Here is a 20448-nt window from a genome sequence, read left to right as displayed (position 1 = left end):
GCGTCCGGGCGACGAACGGGCGGGTACCCCCTGCTGGTTTATATAACTTTTGCCTAGAAGATCCTATATAAAGAGGACCGCCGGACCCACAGCCACCGCTTATGGTGCTCTGACGGCCCGTGGGAAAAGCTGACTCCATACCAGTGCGACCGACGACAACAGGCGTGGACCGAGGAGAAGACCTGTGAGCACCGAGAACGAGGGCAACGCGGTACCCCCGGCGCCGTCCGCACCTCCCGTGCCGGTGGCCTCTCCCGCCCAGCCGGGCCCCGCGCCCGAGGGCAACGCACCGACGGCTCCGCTTCCGCCCGTGCCCCACGAGGCCCCGGCGGCCGCCCCGGCCGCCTCCGCCGCATTCGACCAGGGCCCGGCCCACCAGCCCGGCCCGGCCCCCGACGGCTCCTGGCCGCCCCCGCCGCCGTCCCCCAAGCTCTCGACTCCGTTCGAGCAGGGGGGACCCCCATCCCCGGCCTACGGCGACGGCGCCCCCGGCGGCCCGGGCGCCGGCTGGGGCGCCTCCTACCAGCAGCCCGCCCCGAAGCCGCGCAGCGGGCGCGGCGGCCTGGTGGCGGCGGTCCTGGTGGCCGCGCTGGTCGCGGGCGGCCTGGGCGGCGGCCTCGGCTACACCCTGGCCAAGGACCGGGACGACCACGGCTCGACCACCGTCTCCGCCTCCGACAGCAGCGCCGCGCAGGTCAAGCGCGCGCCCGGGACGATCGCCAACGTGGCCGCCAAGGCGCTGCCCGGCACGGTCACCATCGAGGCGGAGAGCAACAACGGCGAGGGCGGCACGGGCACCGGGTTCGTCTTCGACACCCAGGGCCACATCGTCACCAACAACCACGTCGTCGCGGAGGCCGTGGACGGCGGCAAGCTGACGGCCACCTTCCCCAGCGGCAAGAAGTACGACGCCGAGATCGTCGGTCACGCCCAGGGCTACGACGTCGCGGTCATCAAGCTCAAGAACGCCCCGTCGGACCTGAGGCCGCTCGCTCTCGGCGACTCCGACAAGGTGGCCGTCGGCGACGAGACCATCGCCATCGGCGCCCCATTCGGCCTGTCCAACACGGTGACCACGGGCATCATCAGCGCCAAGAACCGTCCGGTGGCCTCCAGCGACGGCAGCTCCACCAGCAAGGCGTCGTACATGAGCGCCCTCCAGACCGACGCCTCCATCAACCCCGGCAACTCCGGCGGTCCGCTGCTGAACGCCTCCGGCGCGGTCATCGGCATCAACTCCGCGATCCAGTCCACCGGCAGCGGCGGCTTCGGCACCGGCCAGTCCGGCTCGATCGGCCTGGGTTTCGCCATCCCGATCAACCAGGCCAAGTACGTCGCCCAGCAGCTGATCAAGACCGGCAAGCCGGTGTACGCGAGGATCGGCGCGTCCGTCTCCCTGGAGGACTCCTCCGACGGCGCCAAGATCACTGACCAGGGCACGGGCGGCGCCGCCGCGGTGGAGTCGGGCGGCCCGGCGGACAAGGCCGGCCTCAAGCCCGGTGACGTGATCACCAAGCTCGACGACCACGTGATCGACAGCGGCCCGACCCTGATCGGCGAGATCTGGACCCACCAGCCGGACGACAAGGTGACGATCACCTACAAGCGCGGCGGCCAGGAGCACACGGTGCAACTGACCCTGGGTTCCCGGGTGGGCGACAGCTGACCCTGGGGCCATGCCCCCACGCGCCGCCCCGCGCCCGGTACGCTGTACCCGCTCCACCCCAGGTGGGCGGGAGCGAGGTGGGTTGCCCGAGCGGCCTAAGGGAACGGTCTTGAAAACCGTCGTGGCAGCGATGTCACCGTGGGTTCAAATCCCACACCCACCGCCTTCGAACGGCCCCTGACCAGGTGAGATGGTCAGGGGCCGTTGTGCTGCGGACTTCTTTTAACCGCCGCTTCGCGTTCCGTCAAGTCCCGAATCCTCGGAGCATGACCCCGCTGCTCGATTCGGGCCTACTTGAAGTGCGGGCCTCACCGGAAACACCCCACAGGAAACCGAGGCCCGGGCGTGAAAAGCGCCTCTCACTTCACGAGGAGAAAACCATGAACCGCAGCATCGTCAAGCGTGACGGATTCCGTGGCAAGCGTGCCCTGGCCCTGGCTACGTTCACCGCGTCGGCCGCGGTGGTCGGCGGCGCCGTGATCCTTCCGGCCGGTGCGGCCGTGGCGGCGCCGATGCCGGATGCGGCGGTGGCCAAAGCCGTGACGCACAAGGGCCATCACAAGCACCTCTGCACGGACAAGAAGTGGCACAAGGAGCACCACCAGGACCGGAAGTTCTCCTGCTGGTTCAAGAACCACCAGTTCTTCTGGGATCACCATCAGAAGGCCTTCTTCGTCGAGAAGGACAACAAGCCGCGCTTCTTCGCTCCGACCGTCAACAACGTCAACTTCTTCATTCAGAACAACACCATCATCAATAACGGCATCATCGGCAATATCAACATCAACAACGGCGACCAGTTCAAGGACAAGAAGGACCTGCCGCAGCCTGGCGGGGACAAGAAGCCGGACGAGGGTAAGAAGCCGGACGAGGGCAAGAAGCCGGACGAGGGTAAGAAGCCGGACGAGGGCAAGAAGCCGGACGAGGGCAAGAAGCCGGACGAGGGTAAGAAGCCGGACGAGGGCAAGAAGCCGGACGAGGGCAAGAAGCCGGACGAGGGCAAGAAGCCCGACGAGGGCAAGAAGCCCGACGAGGCGAACAAGCCGCCGGCGGACGACAAGAAGCCCGACGAGGGCAAGAAGCCGGACGAGGGCAAGAAGCCCGACGAGGGTAAGAAGCCGGACGAGGGTAAGAAGCCCGACGAGGCGAACAAGCCGCCGGTGGACGACAAGAAGCCCGACGAGGGCAAGAAGGCCGACGAGGGGAACGCCCAGCAGCAGAACGAGAACCAGGCGCCGGCCGAGGAGAAGAAGGCCGACGAGGGCAAGAAGGCTGACGAGGGGAACGCCGAGCAGCCGGCCGAGAACCTGGCCCCGGCGGGCGAGGAGAACGCCGAGCAGCCGGCCGAGAACCAGGCGCCGGCGGCTGAGGAGAACGCCGAGCAGCCGGCCGAGCAGGGGCAGGAGCAGGAGCAGGCTCCGGCCGTCGAGCAGCCGGCCGACGTGGACCAGGGTGTCGCTGACGCCGGCGGTGCCGAGGGCGCCCTCTGATCCACCCGTTCCCTCCTGATGGGGTGAAGGCTTCCCGGCCTTCACCCCATCGCCGTGTTCACGGCCGGTGCCCCGTCATCCGGGCGGCCGAGGCGATCGTCGCGCGCGCCTCGCGTTCGGACAGCCCCGTGTGGACGGCCGCCTCGGTGAGCGGCGCCGCCAGGGCCGGCCCGATGCCGTTCTCGTAGGCGCGGCAGGCCGCCCAGAACAGGCGCGTGTTGCGCTGGCCCTCATGGGCGGTCAGGACGAAGTGGACGAGACCGCGGCCGTGGTCGCCGGGGACGGGCGACGCCGGGTGGTGGGGACGCGGCGGGGGCAACAGAAGGCGGAGCAGCGACGGCGGGCAGGAGGCGGGGGCCAGCCGGGCGGTGCCGGGCGCGGCGGTGTAGACGCCGTGGTCGGTGCGGGAGCCGGGGCCCACGAGGTAGCCGCCGGCGCCCCGGATGTCGATGCCGGGGGCGAGCCGGCCGGCCGAGTTCGGTACGACGACGTCCGGCGGGCCGGTCAGCCACAGGTGGCGGCCACCGCTCGGGGTGAGCACCACGACCGTCTCCGGGATCGTGAACAGGTGGCGCAGGGCCAGCTCGCGCAGGGCGGCCGAGGAGTCCGTGCCGGACTTGGTGTCGAGGTCCACGCCGATCAGGTGGTACGGGGGCAGCCCGCAGGCGATGCCGTAGCCGGTGGCCCAGGGCGCGGCGGCGAAGAGCTCCCGGACGCGGACGGGGTCGGTGGATGCGTCGTAGACACCATGGCCGAAGCGGCCGCACTCGCCGTGGCAGGGCCGTCCCGGGGAGTACTGGCTGTCGTGGTGCGGGCTGTCGCGGTGCGGGGAGCGCAGGGCCGGCAGCTTCGTCCGGGACAGGGGGATGACGGCCAGACCGCGTTCGGCGGCGGACAGGGCGTGGGCGAGGGCCAGCGTCGTGGCCTGCCGGTCGGTGGTGGCCATGGTTCTATGTTCGTACGTACGTTCGAAAAAGGGAAGGGTGGCCCGCGGCGACGCCTCGGTTGCGCGGAGATTGGCCGGAACGCTGCCGGAACGATTCATCCCTTGTGCCGCTTGAGGGGGAAAGCCGGCCCCGGCTCCGTCCCCTGGGCTGAAGTTCAGGGTCGCCGCACGTCGCCGCGGCGGCACTTCGGTGCCGCCGCGTCGGCGTTTCCCCGCCGCGGCCGGGGCGGTCCGGGAGGGGCGACCTTGACACCTCACCAGATCTGACGGACAGTCAGAAAACTTCGGAGCCCGGGGGTGACGGTGAGCGATCAGCAGGCGTACGACGAACTGGGCGCGCGACTCAAGGGGTTCGAGGGACTGCCGGCCGCCGTCGCCGGCACCGGCAAGGACCCGGTGAACGCGCCGATGATCCGGCACTGGTGCGAGGCGCTGGGCGACACCCACCCCGCCTACACCGGCCCGGACGCCATCGCCCCGCCCGCCATGCTCCAGGTCTGGACGATGGGCGGCCTGACCGGACACCGGGGCCGTACCGGCGCCTATGACGAGCTCCTCGGCCTGCTCGACGAGGCGGGGTGCACCTCCGTGGTGGCCACCGACTGCGAGCAGGAGTACCTGCGGCCGCTGCGGCCGGGCGACGAGGTCGTGTTCGACACGGTCATCGAGGAGGTCTCCGGGCGCAAGACGACGAAGCTGGGCACGGGCTACTTCGTCACGACCCGTATGGACGTCCGGGTGGCCGGCGAGCCGGTGGGCACCCACCGCTTCCGCATCCTCAAGTACGCTCCCGCACCCCCGGAACCCCGGGCGCCCCGCCCCGGCCCGGTGGTCAACCGGGACAACGCCGGCTTCTGGCAGGGCGTGGCCGCGCACCGGCTCCTCATCCAGTGCTGCACGGACTGCGGCACCCTGCGCCATCCCTGGCTGCCGGGGTGCAGCGCCTGCGCGAGCCCGGACTGGGACACGGTGGAGGCGAGCGGCGAGGGCACGGTCCACTCGTACGTGGTGCTGCACCACCCGCCCTTCCCGGCCTTCGACCCGCCGTACGCGGTCGGGCTGATCGAACTCGCCGAGGGCGTGCGGATGGTGAGCAACGTGGTGGGGGTGCCGTACGACAAGGTGCGCATCGGGCTGCCGGTGCGGGTGGAGTTCCGGCGGTACGAGACGGCGCGGGGCCCGCTGGACCTTCCCGTCTTCCGGGCCGTCGAAGGGGAGGGCTGACATGGACCGCACGGTCGGCGCCGAGCTGCCCCCGCTGGAGATCCCGGTCACCCGCACGCTGATCGTGGCGGGGGCGATCGCGTCCCGCGACTACCAGGACGTGCACCACGACCCGGAGCTGGCCCGGCAGAAGGGCGCCCCGGACATCTTCATGAACATCCTGACGACGAACGGCCTGGTCGGCCGGTACGTCACCGACCACTTCGGCCCGACGGCGGTGCTCCGCAAGGTCGCCATCCGGTTGGGCGCGCCCAACCACCCGGGGGACACGATGGTGCTGAGGGGCTCGATCGTGGCGGTGGACGGCGACACCGCCACCGTACGGGTCGTCGGCGCCAACGGCCTCGGCCGCCATGTGACGGGCACGGTGACGGTCACGGTCCCGGAGGTCTCCCGATGAGCCTGCGCGCCCGCGACACGCTCGGCGGCCGTGCCGCGATCGCCGGGATCGGCGCCACCGAGTTCTCCAAGGACTCCGGCCGCAGCGAGCTGCGCCTCGCCGTGGAGGCGGTGCGGGCCGCGCTCGACGACGCGGGGCTCACCCCCGCGGACGTGGACGGCCTGGTGACCTTCACGATGGACAGCAGCCCGGAGATCACCGTGGCCCAGGCCTGCGGGATGGGCGAGCTGTCCTTCTTCTCCCGGGTGCACTACGGCGGCGGGGCGGCCTGCGCCACCGTCCAGCAGGCGGCGCTCGCCGTGGCGACGGGCGTGGCGGAGGTGGTGGTCTGCTACCGGGCCTTCAACGAGCGGTCGGGCCGCCGGTTCGGGGCGGGCGTGCAGCACCGGGAGCCGTCGGCGGAGGGGGTGGCGCTCGGCTGGGTGCTGCCGTTCGGGCTGCTCACCCCGGCCTCCTGGGTGGCGATGGCGGCCCAGCGCTATCTGCACGCCTACGGCCTGACGCCCGGGGCGTTCGGGCACGTGGCCGTGGTGGACCGGGCGTACGCGGCGACCAACCCGGCCGCCTGGTTCCACGGCCGCCCGATCACGCTCGCCGACCATGCCGCGTCCCGCTGGATCGCCGAACCGCTCCGGCTGCTGGACTGCTGCCAGGAGACGGACGGCGGCCAGGCGGTCGTCGTCACCTCCCTGGAGCGGGCCCGGGACCTGCCGCGGCCGCCCGTGGTGATCGCGGCGGCGGCGCAGGGCGCGGGCCGGGCGCAGGAGCAGATGACCGGCTTCTACCGGGACGACCTGACCGGCCTGCCGGAGATGAACGCGGTGGCCCGCCAGCTGTGGCGCACCTCCGGGCTCGGCCCGGACGCCATCGACGTGGCGATCCTGTACGACCACTTCACGCCGTTCGTGCTGATGCAGCTGGAGGAGTTCGGCTTCTGCGGGCGGGGGGAGGCGGCGGACTTCGTGGCGGAGCGGAGGCTGCCGCTCAACACGCACGGGGGCCAGCTCGGGGAGGCGTATCTGCACGGGATGAACGGCATCGCGGAGGCGGTCCGCCAGCTGCGGGGCACGGCTGTGAACCAGATACCGGGGGCGGGTGGCGCCCTGGTCACGGCCGGCACCGGGGTGCCGACCTCGGGGCTGGTCCTCACGGCGGACGGCTGACCCCTGGGGCTCGCGCTCCCGGGTCGCGCCCTCAGGGCCGTACCCTCGGGCTCACGCCCTCCGCGTCGTGCCCTCGGGCTCACGCTCTCAGGGTCGTACCCTCGGAGCCGGTACCCGAGGACAACCCGGCCGGACCCGAGGACGAAGCAGGCCGGGCCCGTGGACGAAGCAGGCCGGATCCGCCCGCGGACCAGGGTCACCCCCCAGTCGGGGCCGGTCCGCAGTCCACCTTCAGGAGGTGGAGTCAGCCCCACCCCTACAACCTGAGGGGGACTCCGCTTCGGGACCTGCGGCCGATCCGCCGCAGTGCGCCCCGCTCCTAGCGTGGACGCATGACCACACCCGTCTGCACCAGCGCCTCGGCCGCCGCCGCACCCGGGCGGCAGACCCGCCCGCACTCCCGGCTCCGCCCGAGCGGGGGGACCCCCGCCTATCCGTCGTTCGCGTCGTACGTCCGGGCCCGCCAGCCGGTCCTGCTGCGCGCCGCGCGCTCGCTGACCGCGAACCCCAGCGACGCCGAGGATCTGCTCCAGACCGCGCTCGCCAAGACCTATGTGGCCTGGGAGCGGATCGAGGACCAGCGGGCGCTCGACGGCTATGTGCGCCGGGCGCTGCTCAACACGCGGACCTCGCAGTGGCGCAAGCGCAGAGTGGACGAGTTCGCCTGCGACGAGCTGCCCGAGCCGGAGCCCGTGTCCGGCGGTGACGACCCGGCCGAGCGGCAGGCGCTGCACGACGCGATGTGGCGCGCGGTCATGAAGCTGCCGGCGCGCCAGCGGGCGATGGTCGTGCTGCGGTACTACGAGGACCTGAGCGAGGCCCAGACCGCCGAGGTGCTCGGAGTGTCCGTGGGCACGGTGAAGTCGGCGGTGTCTCGGGCGCTCGGCAAACTGCGCGAGGACCCCGAGCTGGAGCTGGCTCGCTAGACACATTTTCTCTCCCCCTAGTGACATACCGCGCGGTATGTGCGCAGAATCTGCGCAGCCCTTACTACCGCGTAGGCAATGTCGCCCGGGAGGACGCCGTGCTGAGCACGATGCAGGACGTACCGCTGTTGATCTCGAGGATCCTGACTCACGGGTCGACGGTCCACGGCTCGTCGCGGGTGACCACCTGGACCGGGGAGACCGAGCCCCACCGGCGCACCTTCGCCGAGATCGGGATCCGCAGCGCCCAGCTGGCCCACGCGCTGCGGGACGAGCTGGGAGTGGCCGCCGACGACCGGGTGGCCACGCTGATGTGGAACAACGCCGAGCACGTCGAGGCGTACTTCGCCATCCCCTCCATGGGCGCCGTGCTGCACACGCTGAACCTGCGGCTGCCCGCCGAGCAGCTGGTGTGGATCGTCAACCATGCGGCCGACAAGGTCGTCATCGTCAACGGCTCCCTCGTCCCCCTGCTCGCGCCGCTGCTGCCCCAGCTGCCGACCGTGGACCACGTCGTCGTCACCGGTCCCGGCGACCGCGCGCCGCTCGCGGACGCAGGCGTACGGGTACACGAGTACGAGGACCTGATCGCGGGCCGCCCCACCGCCTACGACTGGCCCGAGCTGGACGAACGCCAGGCCGCCGCGATGTGCTACACGTCCGGCACCACCGGCGATCCCAAGGGCGTGGTGTACAGCCACCGTTCGATCTACCTGCACTCCATGCAGGTGAACATGACCGAGTCGATGGGCCTGACCGACGAGGACACCTCGCTGGTCGTGGTGCCCCAGTTCCACGTCAACGCCTGGGGCCTGCCGCACGCCACCTTCATGACCGGCGTCAACATGCTGATGCCGGACCGCTTCCTCCAGCCCGCCCCGCTCGCCGAGATGATCGAACGCGAGCGGCCCTCCCACGCGGCGGCCGTCCCCACCATCTGGCAGGGCCTGCTCGGCGAGCTCACCGCGCGCCCCCGGGACGTGTCCTTCCTCGGCCAGGTCACGATCGGCGGCGCGGCCTGTCCGCCGTCGCTGATGGCGGCGTTCGACCGGATCGGCATGCGGGTGAGGCACGCCTGGGGGATGACGGAGACCTCCCCGCTGGGCACGGTGGCCCGTCCGCCGGCCCACGCGATCGGCACCGACGAGGAGTTCGCCTACCGCATCACCCAGGGCCGCTTCCCGGCCGGCGTCGAGGGCCGTCTCACCGGCCCCGGCGGCGAACCGCTGCCCTGGGACGGTGAGTCGGCCGGCGAGCTGGAGGTGCGCGGCCCCTGGATCGCGGGCGCCTACTACAACGGCCCCGACGCCGAGCCGCTGCGCCCCGCCGACAAGTTCAGCGCGGACGGCTGGCTGAAGACGGGCGACGTCGGCACCATCTCCCCCGACGGCTTCCTCACCCTCACCGACCGGGCCAAGGACGTCATCAAGTCGGGCGGCGAGTGGATCTCCTCGGTGGAGCTGGAGAACGCGCTGATGGCCCACCCGGACGTCGCCGAGGCCGCCGTGGTCGCCGTACCCGACGAGAAGTGGGGCGAGCGCCCGCTGGCCACGGTGGTCCTCCGCCCGGGGGCGACCACCGACTTCGAGACCCTGCGCACGTTCCTCGCCGAGGAGGGCCGCATCGCCAAGTGGCAGCTGCCCGAGCGCTGGACGGTGGTCGAGTCGGTTCCGAAGACGAGCGTGGGCAAGTTCGACAAGAAGGTGCTGCGCCGGCAGTACGCGGAGGGTGAGCTGAAGGTCACCAGCCTCTGACGCGGGCGGCCCGGCCGGTGCCGGGCCGGGCGGCCGTGTTCACCGCCGCCCGGCCCGGCACCGCCGTGCTCACCGCCGCCCGGCACGCACCGCCGTGGTCCCCCGGCCGAGCGCCAGCCACATGCCCGCCACCGCGCACACCCCGCCCCAGCCCCAGTGGCCGAAGGCGGGGCCGGCGGCCAGGGAGGCGAGGGCGCCGCCGGTGAAGCCGGAGACGACGTAGGCCGTGTTGGCGGTGGCCGGGGCGGAGGTCGTGGTCAGGGCCAGGGTCTGGTTGGCGACGTGCGAGGCGACCAGGGCCGCGTGGATCGCGATGGCGGCGGCGAACAGGGCCGGCAGCAGCTGCCCGCCGAGCCAGAACAGCGGTACGGCGACGGCGGCCAGCACATAGGCGGCGCCGACGACCCGCGCGGCCCCGAACCGGTCCACCAGATTGCCGGCCAGCGGCGCCACCGCGCTGGCGGTCAGGCCGAAGAGACCGAAGAGCCCGGCGGTGGCGGTGGACAGGCCGTAGGCGGGCCCGGTCAGCAGCAGCGCGAGCGAGGTCCACAGGGCGCTCCAGGCGCCGAACATCCCCGCCTGCCGCAGGCACGCCCGCCACAGGTCGGGCGAGCGGCGCAGCAGCCCCGGCAGCTCGGCCAGGCCCGAGAACAGCCCGCCCTGCCGTACGCGCCGCTCGGCCGGCAGGGCCACGGCGGTGGCCAGGCCCAGGACGAGGGTCAAGGCGGCGGACCCGCCGAACACCCAGCGCCAGCCCAGGGCCTGCCCGGCGAGACCGCCGAGCACGCGGGCCGCGACGATGCCGGTGAACAGTCCGGCGATGACGGCCGCGACATGCCGGGCGCGCCGGTCGGCCGGGGCGCGCGCGGCGACCAGCGGGACGAGCAGCTGCGGTATGACGGTCGCCGCGGCGGCGACGAACACGGCGGCGGCCAGGGCCGTGGTGCCCGGGGCCACGGCCGCGACGAGCAGCGCGAGCGTGGTGGCCACGGAGAGACCGGCGACGAGCGCGCGCCGGTCGACGCGGTCGCCGAGCGGTGCGAAGAAGACCAGGCCGGCCGCGTAGCCGAGCTGGGCGACCGAGGCGATCCAGGCGACGGCCGAGGGGGCCGTGCCGAAGTCGTCGGCGATCAGCGGGAGCAACGGGGCCGCGAGGTAGATGTTGGCGGCCGTGACGGCGGTGCAGACGGCGATGAGCAGGAGGAAGAGGGAGCCGGAGGCGGACCGCTCGCGGGCGGGGACCCGGACTGCGGGTGCCTGGCGGGTGGTGGTGGCTGACGGCATGAGCGGAGCACTCCTTAGAGCCGACTCACACAACTAACCGGTTGGTTGGAACTGCTCCAACAGCGTGCACCGTTCCCGCATTCCCGTCAACCAAACAGTTGGTTACCGACCGCCCGCGCCCTACCCTGTCCGCATGGCAGCAGTGAGGGACCCCGAGGCCACCAAGGCCCGCATCTTCGAGGCCGCGGTCACCGAGTTCGCCCGGCACGGCATCGCCGGCGCCCGCATCGACCGCATCGCCTCCGCGGCCAAGGCCAACAAGCAGCTGATCTACGCCTACTTCGGCAACAAGGCGGAGCTGTTCACCCAGGTCCTCGGCACCTGCATGGTCGACCTCGCGGCGGCGGTCCCCGTCGACCCCGACGACATCGACGGCTGGGTCGACCGCCTCCTCGACTACCACGCCGCCCACCCCGAACTGCTGCGCCTCCTCTTCTGGGAGGGCATCGAATACGGCAGCGCCGAGCTGCCCGACGAGGCGGCCCGCCAGGACCACTACGCCCGCAAGGTCACCGCGATCGAGGACGGCCAGGCCCGTGGGGTCATCACGGACGCCATCCCTGCCGGTGACCTGCTGATCCTGCTCACCGCGCTGACCAACTGGATGACCGTGGTCCCGCAGATGCGGCGCATCCTCGCCGGCCCCGAGCACAGCGACCGCGACCGCCTGCGGGCCTCCATCAAGGAGGCGGCCCGCAGGCTGTTCGCGTGCTGACCACGGCCGGTGCCTAGTTGGTACCGATCCGGGCCAGCAGATCCACGATCCTGCTCTGCACCTCGGTGCTCGTCGACCGCTCGGCGAGGAACAGCACCGTCTCGCCCGAGGCCAGCCGGGGCAGCTCGGCTTGGTCGACTGCGGCGGTGTAGACGACCAGCGGGGTCCGGTTGAGCTGTCCGTGCGCACGCAGCCAGTCCACGATCCCGGCCCGCCGGCGGTGCACCTGCATCAGGTCCATCACCACGAGGTTCGGCCGGAACTGCCCCGCCAGCGTCACCGCGTCGTTGTCGTTCGCGGCCCGCGCCACCTGCATCCCGCGCCGCTCCAGCGTCGCGGTCAGCGCCAGCGCGATCTCCGCGTGCTCCTCGATCAGCAGGACGCGCGGCGGATGCTGCTCGCTGTCCCGGGGAGCCAGCGCCTTCAGCAGCACGGCGGGGTCGGCGCCGTAGGCCGCCTCCCGCGTCGCCTGCCCGAGACCGGCCGTGACCAGCACCGGGACCTCGGCCGCGACCGCCGCCTGGCGCAGCGACTGAAGCGCCGTACGCGTGATGGGCCCGGTCAGCGGGTCCACGAACAGCGCGGCGGGGAAGGCCGCGATCTGCGCGTCGACCTCCTCGCGCGAGTGCACGATGACCGGCCGGTAGCCGCGGTCGCTGAGCGCCTGCTGCGTCGTCACGTCCGGCGCGGGCCACACCAGCAGCCGGCGCGGGTTGTCCAGCGGCTCCGGGGGCAGCTCGTCGTCCAGCGGCTGCGGACGCGGGGTGTCCGCCACCTCCACGGCCCCGCCGGGACCGTCCAGCGGCTCCGGGCCCTCCGCGGCGTTGGGCTCCGGGGCGCCTATGGCGTACGACCGCCCGGCCCCCTCGGTGCCCGGCGCCAGCCGGGACTGCCCGGCGAGCGAGGGCTGCGACACGGGTGCCTGGCCGCCCGGCGCGGGCTGCACCGCGGGCGGCTGCCCGGCGGGCGACGGCTGCGCGGGCGCCGGTTCGGCCGACGGGTGCGGCCGGGCCGCCTGGTCCGGGCGCGTGGCCGGGTCGGGCGGCGTGCCCAGCTTGCGGCGCCGGCCCGAACCGCCCGGCGCGTGCGGCGGCGGAGTCGTCGTCGGCTGCTGCACCTGGGCGGCCTGCCGCGCGAACGGCACACCCTGCCCGAGCGTGCGCACGCTGATCGCCCGTCCCTGAGTCGAGTCCGGATCGACCGGCGCGCCGCCCGCGGCCTCGGCGGGCAACGGCTGCGCGACCCGCGGCGACTGACCGGCGGACCCGGCGGACAGCGGGGTACCGGCCGCCGGAGCGGGCGTTCCCGCGCCGGCGGTGTCGCCGGCGCCCGGCCACTGCTGCGGGACGCCGGCCGCGGGCGTCTGCCCGGACTCCGCGGGCAACGGCAGCCCGCCCGGGGACGCCACCGGGGTACCGGCGGGCGGGGTGCCCGGCTGCGCGCCCGGTGACGGGACGGCCTGTCCGGGCGTGCCGTGGGCGGGAGTGGGCTGCCCCGCCGTGCCCTGGGCGGGGACGACCGGGGTCTGCGGTACCGGTGCCCCGGGCGCGGGCTGCACCGGCGTGCCCTGGGCGGGCGTGGCCGAGGCCGGGGCGGGTGCGGGCTGAGCGGGTGCGGCGGGCCCGCCCTCGGCCACCGGCCGGGCCGGGGCGCCGCCAGCGGACTGGGCTCCGGGACCCGCCGGTACGGCCCCTGGAGCGACGGTCCCCGGAGGGGTCCCCGGAGGGGCCCCCGGAGCCACGGCGGCCGGCTGCCCCGAGGGCGGTACGGGACCGGCCTGGACGGGGATGCCCTGCCCGGCCGTGCCCTGCGCCGGAATGCCGTGCGCCGGGGTGCCCTGACCGGGAGCCGGCGGGACGGCCGCGGCCTGCGGGAGCCCGCCGGGAGCGGGCACCGCGACGGGCCGCGGGGAAACCGCCTGCCCGGGCGGGGTCTGCCCGGGTACGGCCCCCGGCGCCACGCCCGCCTGGGCGGCCTCCGCCGGCTGGGCCACGGCCCGGCGGCGCCGACCGGTCGGGGCGCTGGTGGGATGCGGCTGCGGCGGGGTGTGGTCCTCGGCCTGGTCGAGCGGTACGGCGTCGTGCCGGCCGTCCTCACCCGCGATGCCCGCGACGGACACCGGCATCTGGGCGGGCACCTGCACCTGCCCCGGCAACGGAACGGCACCGGCCTGCGGACCGACGACCTGCGGCCCGCCCGCGGCGGGGGCACCGGGGACGGAGGTGCCCGGGGGTACGGGGGCGGCGGTGTTCAGGCCCGCGCCGCCCGGGGGCGCAGGGACACCGGAGTTCCGGCCCGCGGCATCCGGAGGAACCGGAACACCGGTGTTCGGGCCCGCGGGCGCACCGGTGCCGGGAGCTGCGGGTACGGCTGCGTGGGTGCCGGGAGCAGCGGGCACGGCGGTACCGCCGGCCGGAGCGCCCGGAGCCACGGGCACGGCCGTACCGGGACCAGAAGCCGTGGGCATGGCCGTACCGGCACCGGGAGCCATGGGCGTGGCCGTACCGGGACCAGAAGCCGTGGGCATGGCCGTACCGGCACCGGGAGCCATGGGCGTGGCCGTACCGGCACCGGGAGCCATGGGCATGGCCGTACCGGCGCCCGGACCCACCGGCACGGCGGGGCCGGCGCCCATGGCCGGAGCCGGGGTTCCGTCCGTCGGGGTCTCGTCCGCCGGGGCAGCGGTGTGCGGGGACCGGTCCGCCTCCGCCGGCGGCAGGGCGAAGACCGTACGCGCGCCGGCCGCCTCCTGCGCCGCGGCTCGCTCCGCCGCGGCGGCGAGCGCCCGTCGGCGCCGCCCGGTCGGCTGCGTGCCCTCGGCCGCAACCGCCTCGCCACCCTGGGCCGGAAGCACCGGGGTACCCGGAGCCGCCTGAGCAGCCGGAACGGTCTGCGCGCCCGGGGCGGGCTCGCCGCCGGCCGCGGGAAGCGCCGGCGGCAGGGCGGCCTGCGGGGCGCCGGAGTCACGGCGGGCGCGCCGGCCGGAGGGCGCGGGAACACCCTGCGGCGGCACGGTGCCACCGAGTCCCGTACCCGAGGCGGCAGCCCCCGCGCCCTGCTCGGCCGCGGTCATCACGGCCCCCTCGGCCACGCTCTCGCCCTCACCGGTACCGGAGCCCGCGCCGTCGGCGGTGCCGGTGTCGGCGGGGCGCCCGCGCCGCCGCCCGGTCCCGCCGGACGCGGACTCCGCGCCCTCGGCCGGGACCGCGACGCTCTCCTCGACGGGCGCGGCGGCCCGCCGCCGGCGCCGGCCGGTCGGCGCGGGTGCGTCCGCATCACCGGCGTCGGCCGCGCCGGCCACGTCACTGTCCAGGAAGGCGTCCGTGGAGGCCCGCCGTGCCCGTCGCCGACCGCTGACGGCGATGCCCTGCTCGGTCGCGCCGGTGTCGTCCGCGGCGGCTTCACCGGCAGCCGGAACCGGACCGGCGACCGTGGCGTCCGCAGCCTCGATGGCGGCCGCGGCGACCGCCGCGACCGCGCCCGCCCCGCCGCCGAGCGGCACTTCGAGCACGTACGCGCTGCCGCTCATGCCCGGCACCTCGTGCGTCTGGAGCACACCCCCGTGGGCGCGCACGATCCCGCGCACGATCGGCTCGTGCACCGGGTCGCCCCCGGCGTACGGCCCGCGTACCTCGATCCGCGCGACCTCACCGCGCTGGGCGGCGGCGACCACGACGGTGTTGTCCAGGTAACCGCCCGCGGAGACGGGCGTGTTGCCGGTGGCGTCGACCCCGGCGACGTCCGCCACGAGGTGCGCGAGCGCGGTGGCGAGCCGCTGCGGGTCGACCTCGGCCTCGATGGGCGGCGCGTGGACGGCGAACTGCACCCGCCCCGGCCCGATCAGCTCCACGGCCCCGTCCACACCGGCGGCGACGACGGCGTCGAGCATCACCTTCGTGCGGGTGATGTCCTCGGCGCCCGTGTCCAGTCGCTGGTAGCCGAGGACGTTGTCGATGAGGGCGGTGATCCGCGAGTACCCGGCGGACAGGTGGTGCAGCACCTGGTTCGCCTCGGGCCACAGCTGTCCGGCGTCGTCGGCGGCCAGCGCGGACAGCTCGCGCCGCAGCTCGTCCAGCGGCCCGCGCAGCGACTGCCCGAGCAGGGTGAGCAGCTGCTCGTGCCGCCCGGCGAGGGCCTCGTACCGGTCCTTCTCCCGCTCGGCCAGCGCGGCGTACCGCTCCTCGCCGGCCGCCAGCTCCTCCGCCTGCTTCTCGCGCAGCTCCTCGAGCTCGGTGACGTGCTGCTGGCGCAGCGCGGTCAGATCGGAGGCGTGCTCCTCGGAGAGTCGTTCCAGCTCCTCGGCGTGCGCCTTCTCCAGCGCCTCCTTCTCCTCCGCCAGGGAGTCGAACGGCCGCCGGTCGGTGAAGGTCATCACGGCGCCGACGAGCTGGTCCCCGTCCCGCACCGGCGCGGTGGTCAGATCGACCGGCACCTTCTGGTCGCCGTTGGACCACAGCACCTGCCCACGCACCCGGTGCTTGCGCCCGGAGCGCAGGGTGTCGGCGAGCGGCGACTCCTCGTACGGGAACGGCGAACCGTCGGCACGCGAGTGCAGCACCAGGGCGTGCAGCTCCTTGCCGCCGAGTTCCCCGGCCCGGTACCCCAGTATCTGGGCGGCGGCCGGGTTGACGAGCACGATCCGTCCGTCGGTGTCGGTGCCCACGACACCTTCCGACGCGGCCCGCAGGATCATCTCGGTCTGCCGCTGCGAGCGGGCCAGCTCCGCCTCGGTGTCGACGGTCCCGGACAGATCCCGGACCACGATCATCAGCAGCTCGTCGCCGGTGTAGCCGTAACCGTCGTACGCCTGCTGCCCGTTCTCCAGATTCGCGCTGGTGACCTCGACCGGGAACTCGGCCCCGTCGGTGCGCCGCGCGACCATCCGCGTCGGCTTGGTCCGCCCCGTCGGATCCATGTGATCGGGCCGCCGCATGGAACCGGGGATCAGCCGGGAGTCGAACTCGGGCAGCAGATCGAGCAGCCCGCGCCCCACGAGAGCCGTACCAGGCGCTTCGAAGGCCTCCAGCGCGATGGTGTTGGCGTTGACGACGGTTCCGTTGGCGTTGACCAGGACCAACGCGTCCGGCAGCGCGTCGAGTATGGCTGCGAGGCGAGCAGCGCCTCGGGATGGCCTGCTGCTCACGAGACGCCTTCCTCCCTGTTACCGCACCTTGCCGACCGCTCGGGCCATCTTGCCAACCGGCCCGCGACGTGTCACGCGAGGGAGTCTAAGGGCACGGGTTGCGCTCGCGGCGCCGGATGAGAGGGAGGTCCCACGAGGAAGTGACAGCGAACGCATGACCGCATGGTCAGGCTCCCCGATACCTTCTCCGGACCTTTACGGAACCAATGCTTCCGCCCGCCGCACCAGGCGCCGGCCCTACGCGGACGCGTCCATGCCCGGCAGCAGGGGCACCATCCGATCCCACCGCCCGGTCTCGCACCCGTCGCTGCGGCTGTACGAGGCGTCGACCGGGCGTCCGGCCCAGGTGCCGGTGACATGGGCGGTGGCCGGGCCGCCGTAGAGCATGGTGCAGGTGGTGCCGGGCGCCACCGGTGCGAAGGGATCACGCCCCCACCGCGTGTTCCGGTCCAGCACCCCGCAGGCCCCGGCGGCGTCCGGATGACGGCCGGCGGTGGGATGGCAGGACACCCCGTACGTCCCGTCCCGTCCGGCCCCGGCGTGCCGGACCACGACGGTGAGGTGATCACCCCGGTCCTCGGGCCGGACGGGCGGCGGCATGGCGCCGGCCGCGGCGGCGGATACGGCGGTGAGCGGGACGAGGGAAGTGGCGGCGGCGAGGGACGCCATGAGGAGGCGCCGCCCGGTGACCGGTAGGAGAGAGTCCATGCCCTGTCCAACGCGGAAGCCCCCGAGACGTTGCGCCGCCCCGCCGGGGGAAGCTCTTTGCCCTGCGGGCCGAGTGCCTAGTACCGTGGGGGGCGATTGGTGACACGGTCTCCACTGTGTCATCATCTGCACGCACCGATCGCGCGCTCGCGTGAGCGGTTGTGCTGGAGGCGTCGCCTAGTCCGGTCTATGGCGCCGCACTGCTAATGCGGTTTGGGCCTTAAAGCCCATCGAGGGTTCAAATCCCTCCGCCTCCGCCCCGATCCCGAAGCCCCGGTCCCCAGGACCGGGGCTTCGGCGTTCCCGCGATGCCGGGTGCCGTCCCCCTGTTCCTCGACGTTTTCGCAGGTCACAAGGGGTATGCGGATCGGATTTCACATGACGGCGGCAGTCATGTAATGTTCTTCCTGTCGCCGCGAGCGGGCCGAAAGGGCCGGGAGCGGGGGCAAAAAAAGAACAAGCACTCGTAGCTTAACGGATAGAGCATCTGACTACGGATCAGAAGGTTGCAGGTTCGAATCCTGCCGAGTGCACAACAGTTCAGAGGCCCTGTGGAGTGATCCACAGGGCCTCTGGCTTTTGCTTTGACGGCAGTGTTTGACGGCAACCGCCTCAGAAGGCGACGCGGGATCGATCAGACGGCTATGGGGACACTGGCCGGCCCGCCGTCATCGTCCGGGCCGTTGCCGTCACCCCTCAGGGCATCCCCGACGCGATCGAATGCGGAGCGCTGGGAGTCGAGCCGTACGAAGGTGTAGATGTCCATGGTCACCCGGGTGGAGCTGTGGCCCACAGCCGGTTCTCACGGGCCGCCGCCAGGAGCTGACGCGCCGCTTGTGCTCCGGCGATGACCACCTGTCCGGGCTTGTCCTGGGACCGCGACCCGCGTACACCTCCAGGCGTCGGCCAGGTGCGGGGCCGCCTTCCGGAACTGCTCCAGGCCCACGCCGGGCAGGCACCCTGCTCCGGGGGCGGAATTCCGACCGCCGCGCAGCGGTACCAGGTGTCGGGCTCAGCCGGCCGGTCCCGACTGCGGAGGTACCCGTGCAGCATCTGCGGGGGTCCGAGTCCGCGCCTCCCTGATGTCAGCCCACGGGACAACACGCCGCCACAGCTGTCCGAGGTGCCGGTAGAAGCGGTCCGGGAGGAACACGGCGTCCGCGGCGATCATCGCGCCGGAGAAGAGCGGCAGGCCCAGGAACAGCGCGATGCCCAAGTGCATGCCCAACAGCATCGTCAGGACGGGGTACTTGAGCCGGCCGAACAGGACGAACGGGAAGCCCACCTGCAACAGCACCGTCAGGTAGCAGGTGAGGGCGATCATCAGGTCGTGTTCGGCCGCCATGAGGGAGAGCGCGGGCCAGGGCCGGAACAGGTCGAGATTCAGGGCGTAATGGAGGGCGGTGCCGTTGCCCCAGGAGTCGCCCTGCACCTTGTACAGGCCCGCGGATCCGTAGAGGAAGCAGACCTGGGCGGCGATGACGAGCATGCCGCAGTTGTGGAGCACCGTGATCACTGTCAGGCGCGCCTCGCGGAGGTGACGTCGGAACTCGCCCCGTGCCTGGTCCCGCGGAAGCCGGGCGGTCTTGCCGGCGGACGCCCGGAGCCGGGTCCTGCGCGCGTCGAGGGACCATCGCCGGCCGCATGCGGTGAACACGAGGTAGAGGGCCATGAGGAGCATGAGGTTGTCCCCTCCGTCCGCCATGTAGATCGCCCTGGCGTGGAACGACGACACTACGACCGCGAACAGCACGGACACCGCTCTGGTCCGCCAGCCCAGCATGAACAGTGCGGAGGTGATGAGGGCTGCCGTGTAGCAGACCTCGAAGTAGGCCCGGCTGTCGGACAGGGTGAGGATGCTGGCCCACCCCGTCTGGTCGAAGAGTTGCCTGGCCAGTGCCGGCGTCCACGGTGAGCCGGGACCCCAGATCTCGTCGTGGTGGGGGAACTCGCGCAGCAGGAAGGCGAAGTACAGGAACCCGTACCCGATGCGCAGAGCCGCCGCGGCGTACAGGGAGATCGGCTGCTCCAGCAGGAGGGCGAGGAGCGTGGCGATACGGGCCTGCCTCTGCTGCGGTGCGTGTGCGCTCGCTCGCTCGGTGCCGTGTCCGGGGCGCGTCGGCGTGGCCACCGCGACCGATGTCTGCTCAGCCTCTTGCATCGCGGGCCACCTTCCACCAGGGCAGGTAACGAGTGTTGGCGGGCCCTTGTGCGGCCGCGCCGGGACCGGGGCCACCCGCTGCGTGCGGCGCGGCGATGGGCACGGTGATCACCCGCAGCTGGATGAACTCGAACGTGCCGTGGCGATGGGCGGTGACGCGATCAGCGGCGATGTTGCGCAGGTATCGCTGGATCATCAGGGCGCGCTGCGAGCGCGGATGGTCGTCGCCACCGTGCGTTTCCAGGTAGGAAATCCAGGCCCGGCGCAGCATGTTCTGTGCCGTGTGGCTCGGGAAGGGGTCGTGTCGCACCGCGGCAGTGTCGACGGCGGTCAGGTCGAACCATCCGCTGACCTGGACGGTGCCGTCCGGGGCGGTATGCGCGGTTCTTGCCGAAATATGCCGGTTGACCGATTCCGGGTTCGGGGCGAAGAGCCGCCAGTTCTGTTCGAACAACGGGAAGATCCAGGCGTTGACCTGCCGGCTGTACTGGCGGGAGATGGGATTTGGTGGTGCCACCTGCAGGAACACCAGGAGCACGTGCACCAGCGCCGTCGCCAGACACAGGACCACGGTGACGCGCACTCCGGCCCTCAGTGCGACGGGCGGCTCCGAAGGAGCTTGGAATGCAGGCGGTCTTCCGCCCCCCTTCTGCGCGGTCGGCCCAGCGCCCGCCTCGTCCGACTCGTCGGCATCGGGTGCTGCAACGCCACCACGCACGGCTCCATCCGGCCTTTCCGTCCCGACTTCTCTCACCCTGGTTCTCCTGAGCTTCGCCGACGGCGTGCGGCGGAATCGACGACGATCCGCGCCGCACGCCGCCCGTCCTACTTCCGCAGCCGGACGGCTGCCTCCGAGCTCTCACCCCGT

The 20448-nt window shown here is 73.0% G+C and carries 15 protein-coding genes and 3 tRNA genes; 11 read left to right on the top strand and 7 right to left on the bottom strand.

From position 1 onward, the window contains the following. Positions 1–184: 184 nt before the first annotated feature. From ACZ7DL_RS21390 to ACZ7DL_RS21380, 3 genes are all read left to right on the top strand, one after another. Positions 185–1666 carry a S1C family serine protease gene (locus tag ACZ7DL_RS21390; protein ID WP_470775951.1) on the top strand — a complete coding sequence of 494 codons (1482 nt, stop codon included), beginning with the start codon at positions 185–187 and terminating at the stop codon, positions 1664–1666. A 76-nt stretch (positions 1667–1742) separates the two neighbouring features. Further along, a tRNA-Ser gene (locus ACZ7DL_RS21385) sits at positions 1743–1829 on the top strand. Positions 1830–2046: 217 nt separating this feature from the next. Next, on the top strand, positions 2047–3156 hold the full coding sequence (locus ACZ7DL_RS21380; RefSeq protein ID WP_470775949.1) for a hypothetical protein: 1110 nt from the start codon (positions 2047–2049) through the stop codon (positions 3154–3156). 58 nt (positions 3157–3214) lie between these two features. Here the strand turns inward: ACZ7DL_RS21380 and ACZ7DL_RS21375 are convergent, their stop codons facing one another. Beyond that, positions 3215–4102, bottom strand: coding sequence for a bifunctional DNA primase/polymerase (locus ACZ7DL_RS21375; protein WP_470775947.1), 888 nt, complete (start codon positions 4100–4102; stop codon positions 3215–3217). Between the two features lie 303 nt (positions 4103–4405). Between ACZ7DL_RS21375 and ACZ7DL_RS21370 the strand changes: the two genes are divergently transcribed. From ACZ7DL_RS21370 to ACZ7DL_RS21350, 5 genes are all read left to right on the top strand, one after another. Continuing rightward, complete coding sequence (locus tag ACZ7DL_RS21370) at positions 4406–5326, top strand: bifunctional MaoC family dehydratase N-terminal/OB-fold nucleic acid binding domain-containing protein (protein WP_470775945.1); 921 nt, start codon at positions 4406–4408, stop codon at positions 5324–5326. Between the two features lies 1 nt (position 5327). Continuing rightward, positions 5328–5726 (top strand): MaoC family dehydratase, encoded by a 399-nt coding sequence (locus tag ACZ7DL_RS21365; RefSeq protein ID WP_470775943.1) that lies wholly within the window; start codon positions 5328–5330, stop codon positions 5724–5726. Further along, entirely contained in the window at positions 5723–6889 is a 1167-nt protein-coding gene (locus ACZ7DL_RS21360; protein WP_470775941.1) for a lipid-transfer protein, read from the top strand. The genes ACZ7DL_RS21365 and ACZ7DL_RS21360 overlap by 4 nt, the downstream gene beginning before the upstream one ends. A gap of 332 nt (positions 6890–7221) precedes the next feature. Then, complete coding sequence (locus ACZ7DL_RS21355) at positions 7222–7815, top strand: SigE family RNA polymerase sigma factor (RefSeq protein WP_470775939.1); 594 nt, start codon at positions 7222–7224, stop codon at positions 7813–7815. 98 nt (positions 7816–7913) lie between these two features. After that, complete coding sequence (locus ACZ7DL_RS21350; protein WP_470775937.1) at positions 7914–9569, top strand: long-chain fatty acid--CoA ligase; 1656 nt, start codon at positions 7914–7916, stop codon at positions 9567–9569. A gap of 69 nt (positions 9570–9638) precedes the next feature. Here ACZ7DL_RS21350 and ACZ7DL_RS21345 read toward each other — a convergent pair whose 3' ends face one another. After that, positions 9639–10853 (bottom strand): MFS transporter, encoded by a 1215-nt coding sequence (locus ACZ7DL_RS21345; protein WP_470775935.1) that lies wholly within the window; start codon positions 10851–10853, stop codon positions 9639–9641. A 133-nt stretch (positions 10854–10986) separates the two neighbouring features. Here ACZ7DL_RS21345 and ACZ7DL_RS21340 point away from each other — a divergent pair, with 133 nt between their 5' ends. Then, positions 10987–11568: a TetR/AcrR family transcriptional regulator gene (locus tag ACZ7DL_RS21340; protein WP_470775934.1), complete on the top strand. Its 582-nt coding sequence runs from the start codon at positions 10987–10989 to the stop codon at positions 11566–11568. Between the two features lie 13 nt (positions 11569–11581). Here the strand turns inward: ACZ7DL_RS21340 and ACZ7DL_RS21335 are convergent, their stop codons facing one another. Both ACZ7DL_RS21335 and ACZ7DL_RS21330 read right to left on the bottom strand, forming a co-directional pair. Further along, entirely contained in the window at positions 11582–16711 is a 5130-nt protein-coding gene (locus tag ACZ7DL_RS21335) for a PAS domain-containing protein (RefSeq protein WP_470775932.1), read from the bottom strand. A gap of 237 nt (positions 16712–16948) precedes the next feature. After that, complete coding sequence (locus ACZ7DL_RS21330) at positions 16949–17419, bottom strand: SSI family serine proteinase inhibitor (protein WP_470775930.1); 471 nt, start codon at positions 17417–17419, stop codon at positions 16949–16951. Between the two features lie 166 nt (positions 17420–17585). On the opposite strand from ACZ7DL_RS21330, the gene ACZ7DL_RS21325 reads away from it, so the two are divergent. Together ACZ7DL_RS21325 and ACZ7DL_RS21320 are read left to right on the top strand one after the other, a co-directional pair. After that, positions 17586–17676, top strand: a tRNA-Ser gene (locus ACZ7DL_RS21325). Positions 17677–17879: 203 nt separating this feature from the next. Continuing rightward, a tRNA-Arg gene (locus tag ACZ7DL_RS21320) sits at positions 17880–17952 on the top strand. Between the two features lie 101 nt (positions 17953–18053). Here the strand turns inward: ACZ7DL_RS21320 and ACZ7DL_RS21315 are convergent. From ACZ7DL_RS21315 to ACZ7DL_RS21305, 3 genes are all read right to left on the bottom strand, one after another. Continuing rightward, a complete protein-coding gene (locus tag ACZ7DL_RS21315) occupies positions 18054–18212 on the bottom strand; it encodes a hypothetical protein (protein ID WP_470775928.1) in 159 nt (52 codons plus the stop codon). A 219-nt stretch (positions 18213–18431) separates the two neighbouring features. Next, complete coding sequence (locus ACZ7DL_RS21310) at positions 18432–19580, bottom strand: HTTM domain-containing protein (protein WP_470775926.1); 1149 nt, start codon at positions 19578–19580, stop codon at positions 18432–18434. Beyond that, on the bottom strand, positions 19567–20163 hold the full coding sequence (locus ACZ7DL_RS21305) for a DUF5819 family protein (protein ID WP_470775924.1): 597 nt from the start codon (positions 20161–20163) through the stop codon (positions 19567–19569). The genes ACZ7DL_RS21310 and ACZ7DL_RS21305 overlap by 14 nt, the downstream gene beginning before the upstream one ends. Between the last annotated feature and the right edge of the window lie 285 nt (positions 20164–20448).

It is taken from the genome of Streptomyces sp. NPDC036984, from assembly GCF_055607665.1.
Note: the sequence above shows the minus strand (reverse complement) of the source record. Positions and strands in the feature narration are given on the sequence as shown.

Excerpts from the sequence above, each read along its gene's own strand:
- ACZ7DL_RS21380 (WP_470775949.1), top strand. The coding sequence starts at position 2,047 with ATGAACCGCAGCATCGTCAAGCGTGACGGATTCCGTGGCAAGCGTGCC.
- ACZ7DL_RS21375 (WP_470775947.1), bottom strand. The coding sequence starts at position 4,102 with ATGGCCACCACCGACCGGCAGGCCACGACGCTGGCCCTCGCCCACGCC.
- ACZ7DL_RS21360 (WP_470775941.1), top strand. The coding sequence starts at position 5,723 with ATGAGCCTGCGCGCCCGCGACACGCTCGGCGGCCGTGCCGCGATCGCC.
- ACZ7DL_RS21345 (WP_470775935.1), bottom strand. The coding sequence starts at position 10,853 with ATGCCGTCAGCCACCACCACCCGCCAGGCACCCGCAGTCCGGGTCCCC.
- ACZ7DL_RS21310 (WP_470775926.1), bottom strand. The coding sequence starts at position 19,580 with ATGCAAGAGGCTGAGCAGACATCGGTCGCGGTGGCCACGCCGACGCGC.
- ACZ7DL_RS21355 (WP_470775939.1), top strand. The coding sequence starts at position 7,222 with ATGACCACACCCGTCTGCACCAGCGCCTCGGCCGCCGCCGCACCCGGG.
- ACZ7DL_RS21340 (WP_470775934.1), top strand. The coding sequence starts at position 10,987 with ATGGCAGCAGTGAGGGACCCCGAGGCCACCAAGGCCCGCATCTTCGAG.
- ACZ7DL_RS21330 (WP_470775930.1), bottom strand. The coding sequence starts at position 17,419 with ATGGACTCTCTCCTACCGGTCACCGGGCGGCGCCTCCTCATGGCGTCC.
- ACZ7DL_RS21365 (WP_470775943.1), top strand. The coding sequence starts at position 5,328 with ATGGACCGCACGGTCGGCGCCGAGCTGCCCCCGCTGGAGATCCCGGTC.